Below are 17926 nucleotides of genomic sequence, written 5' to 3' on the forward strand. Positions count from 1 at the left end.
GAAAGTTTATAAATACTGACGATACTTCGACAATTTCCTCGGAAATATTTCCTTTCCCCACATAATTTGATACAGTACACATGAATAAACACTTGTATTACATAAAGTGAAACTTTAATCAGTGGGGGGGTGTTCATCCCCACTGATTATTAGTTGAACCAATCGGGCTTTTACGGGCAGTTGATCTCCCACCTAATTTCTTTACTTCCGCTGAATTTTGAGGTGGGGATCTTACTGACCGTTAATGCGGGATAAACTAAAATAATAACTTACTGTACAAATTAAAAAGCACACTCTTCATATGAAGAATGTGCTTTTATGTTATTAACGTTTAATCCAAACAGCGCCTGCCGATTTATCTTCTGCCTGTCCAACAACTTGGAATTTAAGTCCAAGGTTTGGAACTTTTCTTCCTGCGTCTGCAATTTGCTTGTTACTATATACTTTTGAATCATCAAAAGTTGTAACACCTTGTAATCCAGAATAGTTAAACTGACCACGTGTTAATGAATTTACACTCCATGCTGGTGTTTTATCAAATGAAAATGCAGCATCTGCAATTTGCATGCCCGTATTACCGTATGCTGGTTTGCCGTTTAAATTACCAACTAGCGCTTCTGGATGAGAGTCAACAACACCAAGGAATCCTTCACCTGGATGCATCCCAACCCAGTTATCTTTGAAACTATCATCTGCATACCAAACGACAAGACCTGTATTATACACTGGACCTTTTCCTGCTTTTAAACTATTATCTGATCCCGCATAGTTTCTCCACTCTAAGTAGTAATAATGAGCTTTCTTCTCTGTCCCATCAGAAACAACAAAACCATTTAAATTCATTTTAGACTGTCCTTCTGCATCATCAGAAAATACAACTTGTCCATCAACAGTTACATTTACATTGTCCATCGCAAAACCTTTATATGTTACAGCCGGATCTGTAATATAGTCGAATTGTAGTTTCACTTTTTTGCCTTTAAATTGACTTAAATCATATGATTTATCAATCCATTTCCCATCTGTTGTATCTTTATCTCCTTGGACTACTTTTTCTCCAAGTCTATCAATTAATGTTTTCGTTCCATCTTCTGTTACTGCATGTACTTCGACGAAATCGCACTCTGCTTCTAACTCATAATTTGCTTTATAATCGAATTTTGCATTTGTTCCTTTCGTTAAATCAAAGAATGGTGTCTCTAACGTTGTATGCATATCATCGCCTCTTGTACTATAATATGCATGCTTTCCAAACTCCGGTTTAATCGTTTCAACACTTTTACCTGGTAAGTTAACACGTACAACGCCGGGACGATTTGATTTCGTAACACTTTGATCAATATATGTAGGAACTCCCACACCACTCTTAATTTTATCGTAATCTACTTCTAATATTTTTGCCCAGTTGCCACCCATATTCTTTTGTAAGAAGTCTTTATTTTGTGGTGAAAAACTAGTCGGCTCTGTTCCTGCGATTTTCCCTGTCCAACTACCTCCACTCATTAATGACCAAGCTTCGACTGGTGAACCATTTCCAGTATATTTCGTGTCATATTCATCTGGTAATCCAAGATCATGTCCAAATTCATGCGCAAACACACCTACAGCTCCATCTTCTGGTTCAATTGTGTAATCATGTGCTGCTACTTTTCCACCAAAGTAATCTACCTTTGATTTTGTACCTTCAATCGCTACTGGATCTACTGCTAATTTTGAACGATGTGACCAGATCGCATCATCACCTAATTTACCGCCACCAGCTTCTTGACCAACACCAGCATGGATTACCATTAAATGATCAATTACACCGTCAGGTTCGTTTTGATTCCCATCCCCGTTTGTATCATATCTATCAAACTGATCAAACTGAGATAAATCTAGTCCTTTCTCAGCAGCTGCATGCAAAGCTTCTTTCACTAAATCACGTGCACCTTTCGGACCTTTATTATCGTGACCACTGCTACCATCAGCTCCATAATCAGATGCTTTTCCGGGAACAGTTAGCCACTCCGTTACATATCCGTCTGTCGTATAACTACCACCAGACTGCTCTTCATAGTATTGTTTAAACGTTTTTACTTTTGAACCATCAAATAATGTATAAGGCTCCTTACCGAACAACATCTTTTGATAATGTTCTCTACTAAAGTCTTTCGAATACATATAACCTGGTGTTTGATCAATATTATTATGTTTATAATCACTAAATTCAACGAGTAGCACTAATACTTTATCCGATCGAACAGATCCTTTATATGGAGCTTGCTTTGCTTTTGAAGTTGGAACTTGCCCATTCAATTGCTTTTTATTTGGTTCTGGCTTTTGCTCAAGATTAATATTTTTTTCAGTCTTTTTTACATTTTCCTTTTCTTCCATCTTTTTCTCTTTTACTTTTTTTGTGAAATCAGACGTTTCTTGTGAGTGAGCATCTGGAAGAATTTCTTTGTTCGCCTGATCTCCTTGTTTCTTTTCAATATATTGCTCGACAGCCTTTTTCGTCTCTTCTTTAGAAGATGCTGGATTAATTGTTCCTCTTTCTTTCAAAGCTTCCGCTAAACGATCTTCTTGAATTAAATTGTAATCAATTGGCGTTGTAGACACATTCTCTTTCTCTTTTGCTGGCGTTTCTGCATATGCTAACGGCGCACTCATTACAGATGTGCATCCGATAATTGCTGCAATTGCTAATGATGACAACACTTTAAATGGGGCTTTTCTTCTCATTCCATTTCTCTCCTTTTATAAAACTTAAAATTCAGATAAATCGGTGCATTTTTGTCGAAATCTCTGTTTACTACCCTCCCTATATAAAAAGACATAATTCTATAAACATTAAACTTTCTGTTATAGAATCATGCCCTCCAGTTTTCTGGTCAGACCCTCTATCTGTTTATCCCTTGGTTTAACTAATAATCAGTGTGGTGATGAACAAAGCCCCCACTGATTAAAGTTCCACTTTATATCGAAATATGAAAAATAAAGAGTTATGTGATATATATTAAATATCTTATATAACAAATTTAAAAGACAATATGCAAAATTGCATGAAAATTCTTTTAAATAAAAAAGAATCCTAGTCAATTAAACTAGGATTCTTGATTTTCTATTATTTCTCTTGTGTTTTTTCCCAATCAGCTAAGAATTTCTCAATTCCTTGATCTGTTAATGGGTGCTTCACTAATGAAGCAATTACGTTTGCTGGGATTGTTGCAATATGTGCACCGTTTAATGCTGCGTCAGTTACGTGAACACTGTGACGTACAGATGCTGCAATGATTTCTGTTTCGATGCCATGAATCGCAAAGATTTCTGCGATTTGACGAATTAAGTCCATACCGTTATGACCGATATCGTCTAAGCGACCTAAGAATGGTGAAACGTATGTTGCACCAGCACGAGCTGCAAGTAACGCTTGAACTGCTGAGAATACTAATGTAACGTTTGTACGAATTCCTAAGTCAGAGAATGCTTTTACTGCTTTTAAACCTTCTGTTGTCATTGGAACTTTTACAACAACGTTTGGAGCAATTTTCGCTAATTCTTTTCCTTCTTCAATCATTTTATCAGCTTCTAAGCTAATTACTTCTGCACTTACAGGACCTTCTACAACGTTGCAAATTTCACGAATGCGCTCGTGAAAATCTACGCCTTCTTTTGCTACAAGTGATGGATTTGTCGTTACTCCAGCTAATACGCCTAATGCATTTGCCTCTTTAATTTCGTTAATGTTTGCTGTATCAATAAAGAATTTCATTTGTTGTTCTTCCTTCCTAATTTTCATTTTATATTTATTTATTTTTCTTAATAAGCTCTAATTCAATCGGAATAGATTTGTCCACTTTTTTACCTTGTGTTATCTCTTTTGCTGTTTGCATCGCCTTCTCTCCGATTAATTCTGGTTTTTGAGCGACTGTTGCAGCCATACGCCCATCATTAACCGCTTTCACAGCATCTTCTGTTGCATCAAATCCAACAACGACTACATCCGTTTTTCCAGCAGACTTCAATGCTTCAAGTGCACCTAATGCCATCTCGTCGTTATGCGCAAACACGGCTTTAATATCGCTATTTGCTTGCAAAATGTTTTCCATAACAGATAATCCTTTCGCTCTATCAAAATCAGCCGCTTGTTTGGCAACTACTTGTAAAGACTTATCGGCTACGTTATGGAATCCTTTCCCACGTTCACGAGCAGCAGACGATCCAGGGATTCCTTCTAACTCAGCAACGTTTGCTCCATCGCCGACTAATTCACGAATGTAATCACTAGCCATTTGACCACCTTCGATATTATTAGATGCAATGTGAGAAACAACCTTACCTGAATTCGCAACGCGGTCTACTGTAATAACAGGAACATTCGCTGCATTTGCCGCACTTACTGCTGAAGCAACAGCATCTGAATCGGTCGGATTAATAACAACTACATCGACACCCTTTTGAATTAAATCTTCAACATCGTTCGTTTGCTTTGCTGCATCATTTTGTGCATCAACAGCAATCAATTCGATGCCGCTATCTTTCGCTTTCTTTTCTGCACCCTTTTTCAAAGTTACAAAGAAGGGATTATTTAAAGTTGAAACAGAGAATCCAACTTTAATAGTTTTATTTCGACCTTTATCGCTAGAATCCTTTGCCCATTCTGGTGGTTCCATTGAACAACCAGCAGTAATGACCATAATACATGCAACGAGTATAAGTAACCATTTCTTCATGAACTGTCCCTCCATTACGCTTCTTTTCGGCGATCAATTAATACAGCTAGTAAGATTACAAGTCCTTTTACAACTTGTTGGAAGAAAGAAGATACACCTAATAAATTTAAACCGTTATTTAGTACACCGATAATAAGTACACCGATGAATGTACCAACAATCCATCCTCTTCCCCCAGAAAGACTTGTTCCACCTAATACAACTGCTGCAATTGCATCTAATTCATAAGAAGTACCTGCAGTCGGCTGTGCAGAATCTAATCGTGATGTTAAGACAATACCTGCAAGCGCTGCCAAAATTCCGGAAAGACCGTAAATCATTACTTTAATTCTCGTAACATTAATACCTGATAGTGCTGCTGCTTCTTCATTTCCACCAATTGCAAATGTACGGCGACCAAATGTCGTTTTCTTCAAAATGAAGTACAGTACTGCGAAAGCGATCATCATTGTAACAGCTGGTACAGGAATACCAAGAAAATAACCGCGGCCAAACATCTGGAACATTAAATGATCACCAAGACCAGTGATCGGACGTCCGTCCATATAAACAAGCGTCAACCCACGAAAAATAGTCATTGTTGCTAAAGTTGCAATAAATGGAGCTACTTTTCCTTTCGCAATGATGATACCGTTTACAATTCCCATTACAAGACCTGCTAATAGTCCAACTGCCATTGCAAGGAACGGATCCATGCCACTTGCCATCATTCCAGCAACAAGTGCACTTGATAATGCTAAAATAGAACCTACCGATAAGTCAATACCCCCTGTTAAAATTACGAAGGTCATTCCGAATGCAATAAGCGCATTAATCGATACTTGACGCAGTATATTAAATAAATTTGGAATTTCAATAAACGCTGGATTTAAAGCTGTAATTACGACGATAATTAATACTAAACCGATTAAAGAACCGAGTTGTTGTAATACATTCCCCTTCTTAGCCATCCTTACTCTCCCCCTGTAGCTAGTGCCATAATAGACTCTTGTGATGCCTCATCTTTCCCTAAAATTCCGCCGACTTTTCCTTCATGAATAACAAGAACTCGATCACTCATCCCTAAAACTTCCGGAAGCTCAGATGATACCATAATAACGGCATCGCCTTGCTCTGTAAGCTTATTCATAATAGAGTAAATTTCTTTTTTCGCTCCAACATCAACACCTCTTGTTGGCTCATCTAAAATGAGTAATTGCGGATGAATGCCTAGCCATTTTGCGATTACAATCTTTTGCTGATTTCCACCAGAAAGAGATTTCACTGCCTGCTCTCCGCTAGATGCTTTCACATTAAGAAGCTTCATCATATCCTCTGTAAACTGTTGTTCTAGCTCATTGCTTAGAACACTTCCCTTTGAAAGACTTTCTAAATTCGGTAAAGCTAAATTTTCTCGAATTGAAAAATCTAACACTAATCCTTCAGACTTTCTATCTTCTGTAATAAAAGCAATTCTTTGTCTAATTGCATCTATTGGACTATCAATCTTTACCTCTTGTCCATTTATAAAAATTTGTCCAGAGTCTAAAGGTTCGTATCCAAATATCGCTTTCATAATATCTGTACGGCCAGCTCCCATCAAACCAGCTACACCAAGGATTTCACCTTTCCTCACTTGAAACGAAACATTTTCAAATTTCCCTTTCTTCGTTCCGTTACGCATTTCAAAAATGACATCACCAATTTGACTATTTCGCTCTGGATAACGTTCACCGATGCTGCGCCCCACCATCATACTCACTACTTCATCAAATGATGTTTCTGGAATTAATCTCTTTCCGACGTATTCTCCATCACGCAAAATCGTAATAGCATCACATATTGAGAAAATCTCTTCCATACGATGCGAAATGTACACGAATGAAACACCTTCTTTACGTAACTTATTGATTACTGTAAAGAGCGTTTCGATTTCACGATCCGTCAGTGCCGCAGTAGGTTCATCCATAATAATAACGCTCGCGTTTGTCATTAATGCTTTCGCAATTTCGATAATTTGCTGTTGTCCAACCGATAATTCCTCTGCTAACATAGCGCCTCTTACATGCAACCCTAACTCCGCTAGTTGCTGCTGCGCAATCGCATTCATTTGTCGAGTGCGTAAAATACCTGTTTTCCCATACATTAACTCTTTACCGAGAAACATATTTTCAGCTACTGTTAAATTCGGCAATATGTTTAGTTCTTGATGTATAAATGCGATGCCGTACTCTTCAGCTTCTTTCGCATTTTTAAAGGTGCGCTCTTGCCCATCAATTGTGATTGTCCCACCATCTTTTTTGTATACACCTGTTAAAATCTTCATGAGCGTTGATTTACCCGCTCCATTTTCCCCCATCAATGCATGGACTTCTCCTGTTTCAATCATAAACTGTGCATTCTTCAAAACAGGATTTCCATTGAACGCCTTTGAAATGTTTTTCATTTCAATATGCATTCCCATCACTTCCCTTTATTAAAAAATCACGCCTGCATGTAAAATTACATTTGCATAAGGCGTAGCCTCGCCTGTACGAATAATCGCCTTCGCTTTCTTTGTATGCTCTTTAAATTGCTCATGAGATACATACTCAAATGCTGGCTCTATTAATTTCTGCTCTATTTCTTTATTTACTTCCGCATTATTTATAATGACTTCTTCTGCTAACGTCACTTTTTCGATTGCCATATCATCAGCTACCACTTGCAATACATCTAAAAAGCTAGGTTTTCCAATTTCAACAGCTAAATCAATTCTTTTTACTCCGTCAGGAATTGGTAAACCGCAATCAGCAATTACAATCGTATCCGTATGCCCAAGTGAAGCAAGGACTGCCGCGATTTCACTGTTTAATACACCATGCTTTTTCATCCAACAATCACCTGCACTTCACGTACTCGATCTCTCGTTGGCATACCGCCCTGTGCTCCAAGTTTTGTTACAGAAAGACCACCAGCAATATTCGCGAAACGAATTGCTTTTTGAAGTGTCTCTCCTTCAGAAAGTGCAACTGCTAACGCACCATTAAATGTATCACCAGCTCCAGTTGTATCCACTACATCAACAGCAATGCTAGGAACATGTACAATCTCCGTGCCATTATGGAAACGAACACCGTTAGAACCTTCTGTCATCAATAATTTATTTGGATACTTCGCCAATAAATCTTCAATTGGTGAGATGAAATCATCTAATACGATGCGGCACTCATGTTCATTTGGCGTAATATAAGTTGCTTTTTCTAAAATGTCTTCTGATAAAACTTGTGCTGGCGCTGGATTTAACATAACAGGAATATTATGTTCCTCACAAATAGCTAATACATATTTTACTGTTTCAAGTGGAATTTCTAGTTGAAGAACAACCATATCCGCTTTTACAAGAAGGTCTTTGGAGCGATCTACAACTGACTTATTTACAAGAGCATTTGCCCCTTGTACGACAACAATACTGTTATCTTCTTCTGCTAAAACGATATGAGCAATTCCTGTCGTTCTATCTGTAACCGGTACCACATAATCGATAAAAATGCGTTCGTTCTCTAGATTTTTTCTAACTACTGTTCCATAATCATCATTTCCTACCGCTCCAACCATTGCTACATTTGCTCCTAATCTAGCTGCAGCAACTGCTTGGTTTGCTCCTTTCCCTCCTGGAATTGTATGAAACGCTTCACCAATTACTGTTTCTCCTGCTTTCGGCCGTTTTTTTGAAACAGCCACTAAGTCCATTGAAATGCTCCCTACCACTGCAATATTTGGCATCTTTTTCATCTCCTTACTTCGTTGTATTTCGTTCTATAATTTCAATCGGCAAACGATAATGTTTCTCTTCTAATGTATTTCCTTCCATTTGCTCTAACAACAACTCTGTTGCAATTTTCCCCATTTCATATATCGGTTGTGCAACTGTTGTAATAGATGGATACATCATTTCCGTTAAAGAAATGCCATCAAATCCGATAATTTGTAAATCATTTGGAATGACAATCCCCTTTTGAAGTGCAGCCTTTACAATACCGATCGCAATTAAATCATTCCCAGCAACAATACCATCAACATGCGGGTATTCTTCTAATAATTCCATCGCTACACGCTCACTATTTGCTGGATCAAACGTACTCTCTGCAATCATATACGAAAGATTATTTTGCGTAATAACGTCTACAAAACCTTCAAAGCGTTCATTTGCAGTACTCACATCACGTGGACCGCGAATATGTGCAATATGTTTACATCCTTTATCTAGTAACAACTTTGTCGCAGCCTGACTTCCTGCATAGTTATCTGCATATACAGTAGGAATACGCTCATTAAACATACGGTCAATCGCAACAACTGGAACAGATATATTCATGTAATTAACACTATTTTGTGGATTCGTTGCTACAATAAATCCATCTACATTATTTTGTCTAAGCACATCAATATATTGTTTCTCTTTTTCTAAACTTTCATCAGAGTTACAAAGGACAACTGTGTAACCTTGTTTATGTGCTACATCTTCTACGGCACGTGCAACTTCCGGAAAGAATGGATTCACGATATTTGGAACAACTAAGCCAATTAAACGAGACTTTTTATTATACAGTGAACGCGCTACTGTACTAGGCTTATAATCTAACATCTCAATTGCACGTTCTACCTTTTTTAATGTATCTTCGTGAACATATCCATTTTTATTTAGAACTCTGGAAACGGTCGCAACAGATACTCCCGCTAATTTCGCAACGTCTTTGATCGTACTCATTCTCTTTTCTCCTCATTTCATGTAACCGTTTACAGAAAATAATATAACGTATTTCTAAAAATACGTCAATCATTTCTCACTAAAAAGCTTTTGAGTATAACCTCAAAAAAGCACCGCCATAAGGCGATGCTTCTTCATTACGAGTATGATACAGTTTTTTCTTTTTCTTCTACAACAGGCTCTTCAGCATCTTTTTTACGATCTGATAATTTAATTTTTTGTAAGAAAATCGTAAAGATAGCACCTACTACGATAAATACTAATCCTGTTAAGAATACAGTATGAAGCGAGTCTACTAAAGAGTTTTTCAAAATAGGTACAATACTGTTAGCGAACGCTTCTGGCATTTGTTTTAATGCCTCTGGGCTAAATAGCATCGAATATAAACCTTGTGGATCTGTGTGAATCATATCTTTAAATTTCGTTACCATTTGTCCCGCTTCTTTCGGGAATGTATCTAATACAGGTACTAAATTCTTTGTTAATGTCGTACCTGAAGTGTTATTCATAATTGATCCTAAAATTGTAATACCAAATGTACCACCGATTTGTCGGAAGAACTGACTTGATGATGTTACAACACCAAGGTCTTTTTTCGGGAAGCTTTCTTGTAACGCTAATGTTAATGTCGGCATTACAAGACCCATTCCTAAACCGATAACCATCATATAAGAAGTAGCTGTAAGCTTCGTTGTGTGCATATCCATCGTTGTTAATAACCAGAAACCACCGGCCATAATAAGCATACCTGCGATAATTTGTGGTTTTACACCAACTTTTAATACAAGTTGCCCACCGATAATACTCATCACAATCATTGTAATCATCATTGGAGTCATAATTGTTCCTGATTCAGCAGCACTTACTCCTACAATACCTTGCATGAAGAATGGTACGAACATAATCGCGCCGAACATTCCAATACTCATAAAGAATCCAATCGCATTCAGTATTGTAAATGTGCGATTTTTAAAGAAATGCATTGGTAAAATTGGCTCTTCAGCTTTCGTTTCAACGATAACAAAGCTAACAATACCAATTACAGCTAGTGCAAATAAACCGATAATTTGCCAAGAATCCCATGCATAATCTTTTCCGCCAAACGTTAGCGCAAGTAATAAACTTACAACACCGAGAATCATCGTAAAGATTCCAGCGATATCAATTTTAATTGGTCCTGTTTGTTTATGCGATTTTAATCCCATTGCAATAAAGATTGTTGCTAAAATACCAACCGGTAAGTTAATGTAGAATACCCATCTCCAGTTCACTGCATCTACAATCCAACCACCAACTTGTGGTCCAATTACAGAAGCAAGGCCGTATAACGCACCAAAAATACCTTGCCATTTTGCACGTTCTTTCCCCGTGAACATATCTCCAATAATAATCATAGCCATTGGCATCATAATACCGCCACCAAGACCTTGAATACCACGGAAAATAATTAATTCTGTCATACCATTTGCCATACCACATAACGCCGAACCAATCATGAAAATAACTAGCCCTGTTATATATACGTTACGACGACCAAGTAAATCCGCTAATTTACCTGCAATTGGTACAACTGTCGTTGATGTTAACATATAAGCTGTTGTTAACCATGTCATTAAACTTAATCCACCTAGGTCACCGACGATACGTGGCATTGCTGTACCAACAATTGTTCCATCTAATGCAGCAAATAGCATCGCGATAATTAAACCGATTAACAACAACTTTCTATTTTGATTTTCTTGTTGCTCCATGTAATCTCCTCAATTCCTCTTAGTTATTCTCTTTTTTCTCTTGTGTCCCACAAATAATGGTTTCTAACTTCTCAAAGAGACGTAATAAATCTTCTCTTTCTTGCAACTCTAAATGTGAAAAGTATTTTGCAATATGCTCGTTACGAGCTGTCATTGCCTCTTCTACTCTAGATTTCCCCTTTTTCGTTAACTCGATGATGACAACGCGACGGTCATCTTTGTCGTGATAGCGTTCTACAAGTTCTTGATCGATTAGACGATCAATCATCACTGTAATCGCGCTAGGCTTCACATACATCTTTTTCGCTAATGTTGTCGCTCTTGAAGCCCCATAATGATCTAGAATCTTTAAAATATAAAACTGCGGTGGTGTAAGTCCTGTTGCTTGCATTTGTTCTAATAACTCCGTCTGCATTTTCTTTCCAATCGAAAAGGCTAGAGCTTGAATTTTATCGATATGCGTCATATCATTTGGCATGTTATCCACCTCTTATTTAAACAATAAAATATTTAACGTATTTAAATATTAATCCCACGAACAAAATCCGTCAATACTTTTATTCATAAAAACGTTTACATTTTTGTCACAAAGTTGTATAATTTTCGACGAAGTTAATATTGACAGTCACGGAGAAACGGAGTACACGGCTATGAATCATAAAAAAGGAAACTTTTTTATATTTCATGGCCTTTTTATGTTCTCTGTCTTAAAACGCTTCGAATTAATTAGGGGAGGATTTTCATTTTATGTTTTTCACACAATTATTTAAACCTGCGCCCCACGCGGAACGCTTACCAGCTGATCGCGTTGATAGCGAATACCGTAAATTACGTTTACAAGTATTCTTAGGTATCTTCATCGGTTATGCAGGTTACTACTTTGTTCGAAAAAACTTTTCACTAGCAATGCCATACTTAATCGAGCAAGGCTTTAGTAAAGGGGAACTTGGGGTTATCCTTTCAGCAGTTTCTATCGCTTACGGATTAAGTAAATTTCTTATGGGTATCGTATCCGATCGTTGTAATCCTCGCTACTTTTTAGCAGCTGGGCTATTTTTATCAGGTATCATTAATATTATTTTCGGCTCATTTTCTTTCATTACAACGAGCATTATACTTATGTTTGTACTTCAGTTTTTAAATGGATGGGTACAAGGTATGGGATGGCCTCCTTGTGGTCGTACGATGGTTCACTGGTTCTCTATTAGCGAACGTGGTACAAAAATGTCTATTTGGAACGTCGCTCATAATGTTGGCGGAGCGCTTATGCCTTCACTTGTAACATTAGGCTTATACTTCTTCGCAGATGACTGGAAAAGTATTTTTTACTTCCCAGGTATTCTTTCAATTTTAGTTGGTATTTATGTATTAATTACGATGAAAGATACGCCTCAATCTTGTGGACTACCTTCTATTGAAGAACATACTGGAGAATATCCACCAGATGAAAAAGTAAAAGACCGCGAACGCGAGCTTTCAGTAAAGGAAATTTTATTTAAATACGTATTAAACAATAAGTTTTTATGGTACATCGCTATTGCGAACGTTTTCGTATATTTCGTACGTTACGGCGTTGTAGACTGGGCTCCTACTTATTTAGTAGAAGAAAAAAGCTTTACTCATAGTAGCTCACGTACTGCTTACGCTCTATATGAATGGGCTGGTATTCCAGGTACACTTCTTTGCGGATGGATGAGTGATAAACTATTTAAAGGACGTCGTGCACCTGCTGGTATTTTATTTATGGTTGGTGTATTTATCGCAGTTCTTGTTTACTGGTTAAACCCTCCTGGTAATCCAATGGTTGATAGTATCGCACTTGTCGCAATTGGATTTTTAATTTACGGACCGGTTATGTTAATTGGTCTACACGCTCTAGATTTAGCACCAAAGAAAGCTGCTGGAACTGCAGCAGGCTTAACTGGATTCTTCGGTTACTTAGGCGGAGCTGCTTTCGCTAGTGCAGCTATGGGCTTTATCGTAGATGCATTCGGATGGGATGGCGGATTCATCTTATTACTCGCATCTTGCGTACTTGCAATGTTCTTCCTTGCTCTTACTTTAAAGACAGGGTCAGTAAAATCAAAACAAGCTTAAATAACATATAACAAGCATAAAAATAGCTCTTAGCATCTACATACATGCTAAGAGCTATTTTTTATTTTCATTGCTGTTCCTACTAATAATAACAACCAATTCCTTCCCTACTCTAATATTAAAAGATTTGATGAAACACCTTTATTAAAACAGCTAACGTAACAGATGCAGCAAATCCCCCTAGACAAATTAAACTTACCCCTTGACTATATGACAAATTTTGAAATGATTTCATTGCTTCCATCCTCCCTATCTCCCCTTTGATACTTTTATTTTACCAATGGGAAAAATTTCATAACATCGATTTCTCTAACAACTAACTTACAAATTTGTAAGTTAACATCTTTTCAACTTATATATCTAGTATTTCCACAAATAAGAGTCATTTATACATAAAAAAGACCTCAGTTATACTAAGGTCTTCGTTACATTCTATTTCATTTTATAATCATCACCGGACATTTCACTCGTTTTGCTATTTTATGACTTACACTTCCAAGCACCATTTCTTGCAATGTATTTAATCCTCTACTTCCAGCGATAACAAGATCTATATCTCCTGTATTTACATATTGAACAATCGTATCTCCAGGATCACCATGTAATATCGTAATTGTATAAGAAATGTTCTCTTTCTTTAATAAACCTTCAATCTCTTTTAATTTATCTTTTCGACTAGCTGATATTGTTTCTAAATCTGTTTGACCTTGTATAATATCTGATTTTGCCGTTCTATTATCTACTACGTACACAACTTCAACATTTGTTTCTTCGCTACATTTCGCAATATATGTTGCATGCTCCGCTGCTCGAAGTGCATGTTCAGAACCGTCACATGCTAATATAATTTGTTTGTACATATGCTGAATCCCCTTTTCGTTATCCTACTCGTATTATATAATAAAGCCCCCTAAAAAGGAGGCTTTTAACTAGCAATTCTTTTATTATAAGTAGCTAAATTTGCAACAAGTTTTGAGCTACGTTCATTTAATCCCGTTATACTCACTTTCACACCACTTTGTTCATACTTCATGATAACTTTATCAATTGATGCCACTGCTGAATCATCCCATACATGCGCATGAGTAAAGTTCATCTCAATTTCTTTCACATCTTCATTAAATGAAAAAGCATTTATAAAATCTGCCGTAGACGCAAAGAAAAGTTGACCGTGAATTTCGTATATTTTCTTATTTTCAATATATAAATGTTTCACGTGAATCTTTGCCATATTGAATGCAAATAATACGGCACTAATTACTGTCCCAATGACTACGCCTAACCCTAAATTGTGGGTAATAAGAACGACTACTACTGTTACGATCATAACGAATGCATTCCCTTTTGGTACTTTATGAATCGTTGTTACAGAGTTCCAATCAAATGTTCCGATCGAAACCATAATCATAACTGCAACTAATGCTGCCATCGGAATATGAACAACATAATCACCTAAAACGAATAGTAATACAATTAAAAACCCGCCCGCTATAAACGTCGATAATCGTCCGCGTCCACCTGATTTAATATTAATAACAGATTGACCAATCATTGCACAACCTGCCATTCCTCCGAAGAAACCAGCAACAACGTTTGCGATCCCTTGTCCGCGTGCCTCTTTATGCTTATTACTTTCCGTATGCGTCATATCATCTAAAACTGAAGCTGTTAATAAAGACTCTAGTAAACCAATGATTGCAAGCATAACTGCATAAGGTAAAATAATCCCTAATGTTTCTAATGTAAATGGCACATCAGGAATACTAAAGAACGGTAATTCTTTCGGTAGGCTTCCCATATCCCCTACTGTTTTCAACTGTAATCCGCTCATAAGTGCAATACTCGTCACAATAATAATTGAAATAAGCGTAGAAGGTACAGCCGTTGTAATACGTGGAAATAAATATATAATTGCAAGTCCTAATACAACGAGTGCATACATTTGCCAAGTTGCATTTTTAAAATGCGGTAATTGCGCTGTAAAAACTAAAATTCCAAGTGAATTTAAAAAACCACTCATAACAGATTTCGGAACAAACTTCATAAATGAGCTCAGTTTGAACACGCCAAAAATAATTTGGACGATACCTGTTAATATTGTTGTAGCAAATAAATATTGCAAACCATGATCTTTAACAAGCGTTACCATTAATAATGCCATTGCACCTGTTGCAGCTGAAATCATTCCAGTTCTTCCGCCAACAAATGAAATGGTAACCGCAATACAAAAGGCTGCGTATAGTCCAACTGTCGGATCCACGCCTGCAATAACAGAGAAGGCTATCGCTTCAGGGATTAATGCTAAAGCAACGACAATTCCTGATAACACGTCCCCTCTCACATTAGAAAACCAGTCATTTTTTATCGTTTGAAACAAAATACCACTCCTCTACTCCTTTATAATTTGATTTTCTCCATAAGAAAATCTAGCCGACTGCACGAAAGCTATTATATAACGAGTAGAAGATTTTTTGCTATGTAAAAGTTTCCTAAAGAAAAAGACGCTACCTCAGTAGCGCCTTTACTCCTTTTATTAATGCCCATCATGCCCTTGACCACTTTCTTGCACAATCTCTAATCTCTCATCTAATATTCCTTGTGTTTCGAATGAAATATCACTCGTACTTCCTAATAAGAAGCCGTGATTATACGGTCCAAGTGTTGGGTCATCTTTAAACTTCGGCTGAATACTTGCAAGGAAGTCATACACTGGTTGTGAAGCTTTTCCTTCCTCTAAAAAGATAACAGGGGCATGTTTACCCATATGTGAAAATGGTGCCCCAGCAACTGCTAAATCTGGTGTTTTGCTTGAAACAAATGATAAACCGTGACCAGGTTTTATGAATCCCCAGCCAAATTTTGTTTTTTCATCTTTAAACTTCGCAAATGCGATAGAATTTTCTGTTGGATTCTCACCGCTAATACGCGTTACTTTCCCGTATTTGCTTAACTCTTTTTCTACTTCTTTTGAAACAATTTTTTCTGGTCCTAGTAAATATATATTTGCTTTATCTTTTCTCATCTTTAATGCCTCTATTGTCGCTTCTGGCACTTTATCCTTTTCTGTATACAGTAGTGGTTCCGGCATATGAGAAATCCAGTTTACAGCGGGTGTTGTATATAAACGTCCTTCTTCTTCAGACGAACCGATAATAACACTATTTGGGTAGCTTCCTGTTATATCGGTGTATTCTTTATCCACATCTTTAGCGAATATAGCTGGATCCGTTTCCTTTATTTGCTTTACTTTATAATCTTTTAATTGTGCAAGCGTGCTAGCACCTACATCCCCCATTACCATAATTTGTGTTCCATCTTTCGTTCCGAGCGGATTTAGCCGTTTTATTTCTTTTAACGTCATTTCGGGTACCTTTTCTTTTTCTATAAATAAAATCGGCCCGTTATTCGGATGATGAATAAGGTCCGCGCTCGCAATGCCTAATTGCCACTCGCTTGCTGGTACTAAAATAACAGCACCTGGCTGGTTCTCTTTATGGGTTGCTGGCCATATCGTTTGCGAAGTTAACACTGCCATTTGCAGGGGATCATTTGTATTTAACCTCGTCACATTTTTTAGACTTGTCGTTAATAAATCATTCGATGCCCCTTGGTTCATTTCTTTCGGCGCAGTTACTTCCTGAACCATTTTCATTTCCTTTTGCTCTGTTTTCTTCTCTTTTGTAGCTTCATGGTTTTTATGGTCTGTATTCGTTTGTCCACATGCAGCAAGACCCACTGCTGTAATTATTGTTATCCCAAAAATTCGGGTCATTTTTTTCACTATACCGCCTCCGCATTAATCATTTTTGAGCCAATATGATTACCTAAAATGTAATTTCAACTCCACAATAACAAGCAATTCTGAAGAAATTATGCAGACGCATCATAATCTGCACCATTTCTTCATGATTTTGCATTACACTTTAAGTAACGATTATAAATATGGAGGGCTCTCTATGATTGATATACTGCTCGTAGACGATGAACCGAGAATGCTTGAATTATTAACGCTTTATCTTACCCCAATTGGATATAACTGCGTATGTGCGACTTCAGGAGAAGAAGCTATTTTACATATAGAAAATCGAAACTTTAAATTTGTTTTACTCGATATTATGATGCCAAAGATGGACGGATGGGAAACGTGCAAAAAAATCCGATCTTTTAGTAACATTCCTATTATTATGGTTACAGCTCGTGATCAAACAGTAGATGTCGTTCAAGGATTAAAACTTGGAGCCGATGATTACGTAACGAAACCTTTCCATGAGGAGGAACTTTTCGCAAGAATTGAAGCTGTTTTAAGACGTACAAATGAACATAAACAAATCCAATATCACGGTATTGTATGGGATGAAACAAAACACTTCGTTTCTGTCCATAATGAAGAACTCCTTCTCACACCAATTGAATTTTCTTTACTCGGATTATTTTTACGCCATGTGAACTACGTATTAAACCGTGATCAGCTCATCGAACGAATTTGGGGGTTAAACACAAATACAGAAGATCGCACAGTCGATTCACATATTCGTAATTTACGTGATAAATTACGAAAAGTAAATTTCCCTATTGATTATCATTTAAAAACTGTGTATGGAGTAGGTTATCGATGGGTTGATACTGAACAGTAA

Annotated in this window: 16 protein-coding genes; 2 read left to right on the forward strand and 14 right to left on the reverse strand. The window is 37.1% G+C overall.

The genetic code is table 11. The features are described 5' to 3' along the window. Positions 1-324: 324 nt before the first annotated feature. The 10 genes from inhA2 to MR143_RS16030 form a co-directional block, all read right to left on the reverse strand. Positions 325-2724, reverse strand: a complete 2400-nt coding sequence (gene inhA2, locus MR143_RS15985) for a M6 family metalloprotease immune inhibitor InhA2 (protein ID WP_001252975.1) — start codon at positions 2722-2724, stop codon at positions 325-327. Between the two features lie 382 nt (positions 2725-3106). Next, positions 3107-3754, reverse strand: a complete 648-nt coding sequence (gene fsa, locus MR143_RS15990) for a fructose-6-phosphate aldolase (RefSeq protein WP_000667661.1) — start codon at positions 3752-3754, stop codon at positions 3107-3109. Positions 3755-3788: 34 nt separating this feature from the next. Beyond that, positions 3789-4715 (reverse strand): ribose ABC transporter substrate-binding protein RbsB, encoded by a 927-nt coding sequence (gene rbsB, locus MR143_RS15995; protein WP_000758971.1) that lies wholly within the window; start codon positions 4713-4715, stop codon positions 3789-3791. 14 nt (positions 4716-4729) lie between these two features. Beyond that, positions 4730-5665 (reverse strand): ABC transporter permease subunit, encoded by a 936-nt coding sequence (locus MR143_RS16000; protein ID WP_001074641.1) that lies wholly within the window; start codon positions 5663-5665, stop codon positions 4730-4732. A gap of 2 nt (positions 5666-5667) precedes the next feature. After that, the gene (gene rbsA, locus MR143_RS16005; RefSeq protein ID WP_002163845.1) at positions 5668-7152 is read right to left on the reverse strand and encodes a ribose ABC transporter ATP-binding protein RbsA; all 1485 of its coding nucleotides are present in this window, start codon (positions 7150-7152) and stop codon (positions 5668-5670) included. 18 nt (positions 7153-7170) lie between these two features. Continuing rightward, entirely contained in the window at positions 7171-7566 is a 396-nt protein-coding gene (gene rbsD / locus MR143_RS16010) for a D-ribose pyranase (protein ID WP_000716137.1), read from the reverse strand. Next, entirely contained in the window at positions 7563-8459 is an 897-nt protein-coding gene (rbsK, locus tag MR143_RS16015) for a ribokinase (RefSeq protein WP_001132862.1), read from the reverse strand. Before rbsK ends, rbsD begins: the two co-directional genes overlap by 4 nt. A gap of 13 nt (positions 8460-8472) precedes the next feature. After that, the gene (gene rbsR / locus MR143_RS16020) at positions 8473-9444 is read right to left on the reverse strand and encodes a ribose operon transcriptional repressor RbsR (protein ID WP_000104033.1); all 972 of its coding nucleotides are present in this window, start codon (positions 9442-9444) and stop codon (positions 8473-8475) included. A 137-nt stretch (positions 9445-9581) separates the two neighbouring features. Beyond that, positions 9582-11195 carry an MDR family MFS transporter gene (locus MR143_RS16025; RefSeq protein ID WP_046946751.1) on the reverse strand — a complete coding sequence of 538 codons (1614 nt, stop codon included), beginning with the start codon at positions 11193-11195 and terminating at the stop codon, positions 9582-9584. Positions 11196-11214: 19 nt separating this feature from the next. Further along, positions 11215-11673, reverse strand: a complete 459-nt coding sequence (locus MR143_RS16030) for a MarR family winged helix-turn-helix transcriptional regulator (protein ID WP_001132366.1) — start codon at positions 11671-11673, stop codon at positions 11215-11217. A gap of 269 nt (positions 11674-11942) precedes the next feature. On the opposite strand from MR143_RS16030, the gene glpT reads away from it, so the two are divergent. Beyond that, positions 11943-13292, forward strand: a complete 1350-nt coding sequence (gene glpT / locus MR143_RS16035) for a glycerol-3-phosphate transporter (RefSeq protein ID WP_000466383.1) — start codon at positions 11943-11945, stop codon at positions 13290-13292. A gap of 118 nt (positions 13293-13410) precedes the next feature. Here glpT and MR143_RS16040 read toward each other — a convergent pair whose 3' ends face one another. From MR143_RS16040 to MR143_RS16055, 4 genes are all read right to left on the reverse strand, one after another. After that, positions 13411-13527, reverse strand: coding sequence for a DUF4027 family protein (locus MR143_RS16040; protein ID WP_000834733.1), 117 nt, complete (start codon positions 13525-13527; stop codon positions 13411-13413). 202 nt (positions 13528-13729) lie between these two features. Beyond that, entirely contained in the window at positions 13730-14152 is a 423-nt protein-coding gene (locus MR143_RS16045; protein WP_000277998.1) for a universal stress protein, read from the reverse strand. 65 nt (positions 14153-14217) lie between these two features. Then, positions 14218-15669, reverse strand: coding sequence for a SulP family inorganic anion transporter (locus MR143_RS16050; protein WP_000487913.1), 1452 nt, complete (start codon positions 15667-15669; stop codon positions 14218-14220). Positions 15670-15825: 156 nt separating this feature from the next. Continuing rightward, entirely contained in the window at positions 15826-17073 is a 1248-nt protein-coding gene (locus tag MR143_RS16055; protein WP_000738852.1) for a cell wall-binding repeat-containing protein, read from the reverse strand. A 175-nt stretch (positions 17074-17248) separates the two neighbouring features. Here MR143_RS16055 and MR143_RS16060 point away from each other — a divergent pair, with 175 nt between their 5' ends. After that, positions 17249-17926: a response regulator transcription factor gene (locus MR143_RS16060; RefSeq protein ID WP_000565480.1), complete on the forward strand. Its 678-nt coding sequence runs from the start codon at positions 17249-17251 to the stop codon at positions 17924-17926.

Origin of the sequence: Bacillus cereus group sp. BfR-BA-01347 (assembly GCF_022663835.1) — a bacterium.
Lineage (GTDB): Bacteria > Bacillota > Bacilli > Bacillales > Bacillaceae_G > Bacillus_A > Bacillus_A thuringiensis_K.

What these genes read in the sequence shown, in the direction of transcription:
- rbsA (WP_002163845.1), bottom strand. Translation starts at nt 7,152, where the DNA reads ATGCATATTGAAATGAAAAACATTTCAAAGGCGTTCAATGGAAATCCT.
- MR143_RS16025 (WP_046946751.1), bottom strand. Translation starts at nt 11,195, where the DNA reads ATGGAGCAACAAGAAAATCAAAATAGAAAGTTGTTGTTAATCGGTTTA.
- MR143_RS16060 (WP_000565480.1), top strand. Translation starts at nt 17,249, where the DNA reads ATGATTGATATACTGCTCGTAGACGATGAACCGAGAATGCTTGAATTA.
- MR143_RS16045 (WP_000277998.1), bottom strand. Translation starts at nt 14,152, where the DNA reads ATGTACAAACAAATTATATTAGCATGTGACGGTTCTGAACATGCACTT.
- fsa (WP_000667661.1), bottom strand. Translation starts at nt 3,754, where the DNA reads ATGAAATTCTTTATTGATACAGCAAACATTAACGAAATTAAAGAGGCA.
- inhA2 (WP_001252975.1), bottom strand. Translation starts at nt 2,724, where the DNA reads ATGAGAAGAAAAGCCCCATTTAAAGTGTTGTCATCATTAGCAATTGCA.
- MR143_RS16000 (WP_001074641.1), bottom strand. Translation starts at nt 5,665, where the DNA reads ATGGCTAAGAAGGGGAATGTATTACAACAACTCGGTTCTTTAATCGGT.
- rbsR (WP_000104033.1), bottom strand. Translation starts at nt 9,444, where the DNA reads ATGAGTACGATCAAAGACGTTGCGAAATTAGCGGGAGTATCTGTTGCG.
- MR143_RS16040 (WP_000834733.1), bottom strand. Translation starts at nt 13,527, where the DNA reads ATGAAATCATTTCAAAATTTGTCATATAGTCAAGGGGTAAGTTTAATT.
- MR143_RS16030 (WP_001132366.1), bottom strand. Translation starts at nt 11,673, where the DNA reads ATGCCAAATGATATGACGCATATCGATAAAATTCAAGCTCTAGCCTTT.
- glpT (WP_000466383.1), top strand. Translation starts at nt 11,943, where the DNA reads ATGTTTTTCACACAATTATTTAAACCTGCGCCCCACGCGGAACGCTTA.
- rbsK (WP_001132862.1), bottom strand. Translation starts at nt 8,459, where the DNA reads ATGCCAAATATTGCAGTGGTAGGGAGCATTTCAATGGACTTAGTGGCT.
- rbsB (WP_000758971.1), bottom strand. Translation starts at nt 4,715, where the DNA reads ATGAAGAAATGGTTACTTATACTCGTTGCATGTATTATGGTCATTACT.
- rbsD (WP_000716137.1), bottom strand. Translation starts at nt 7,566, where the DNA reads ATGAAAAAGCATGGTGTATTAAACAGTGAAATCGCGGCAGTCCTTGCT.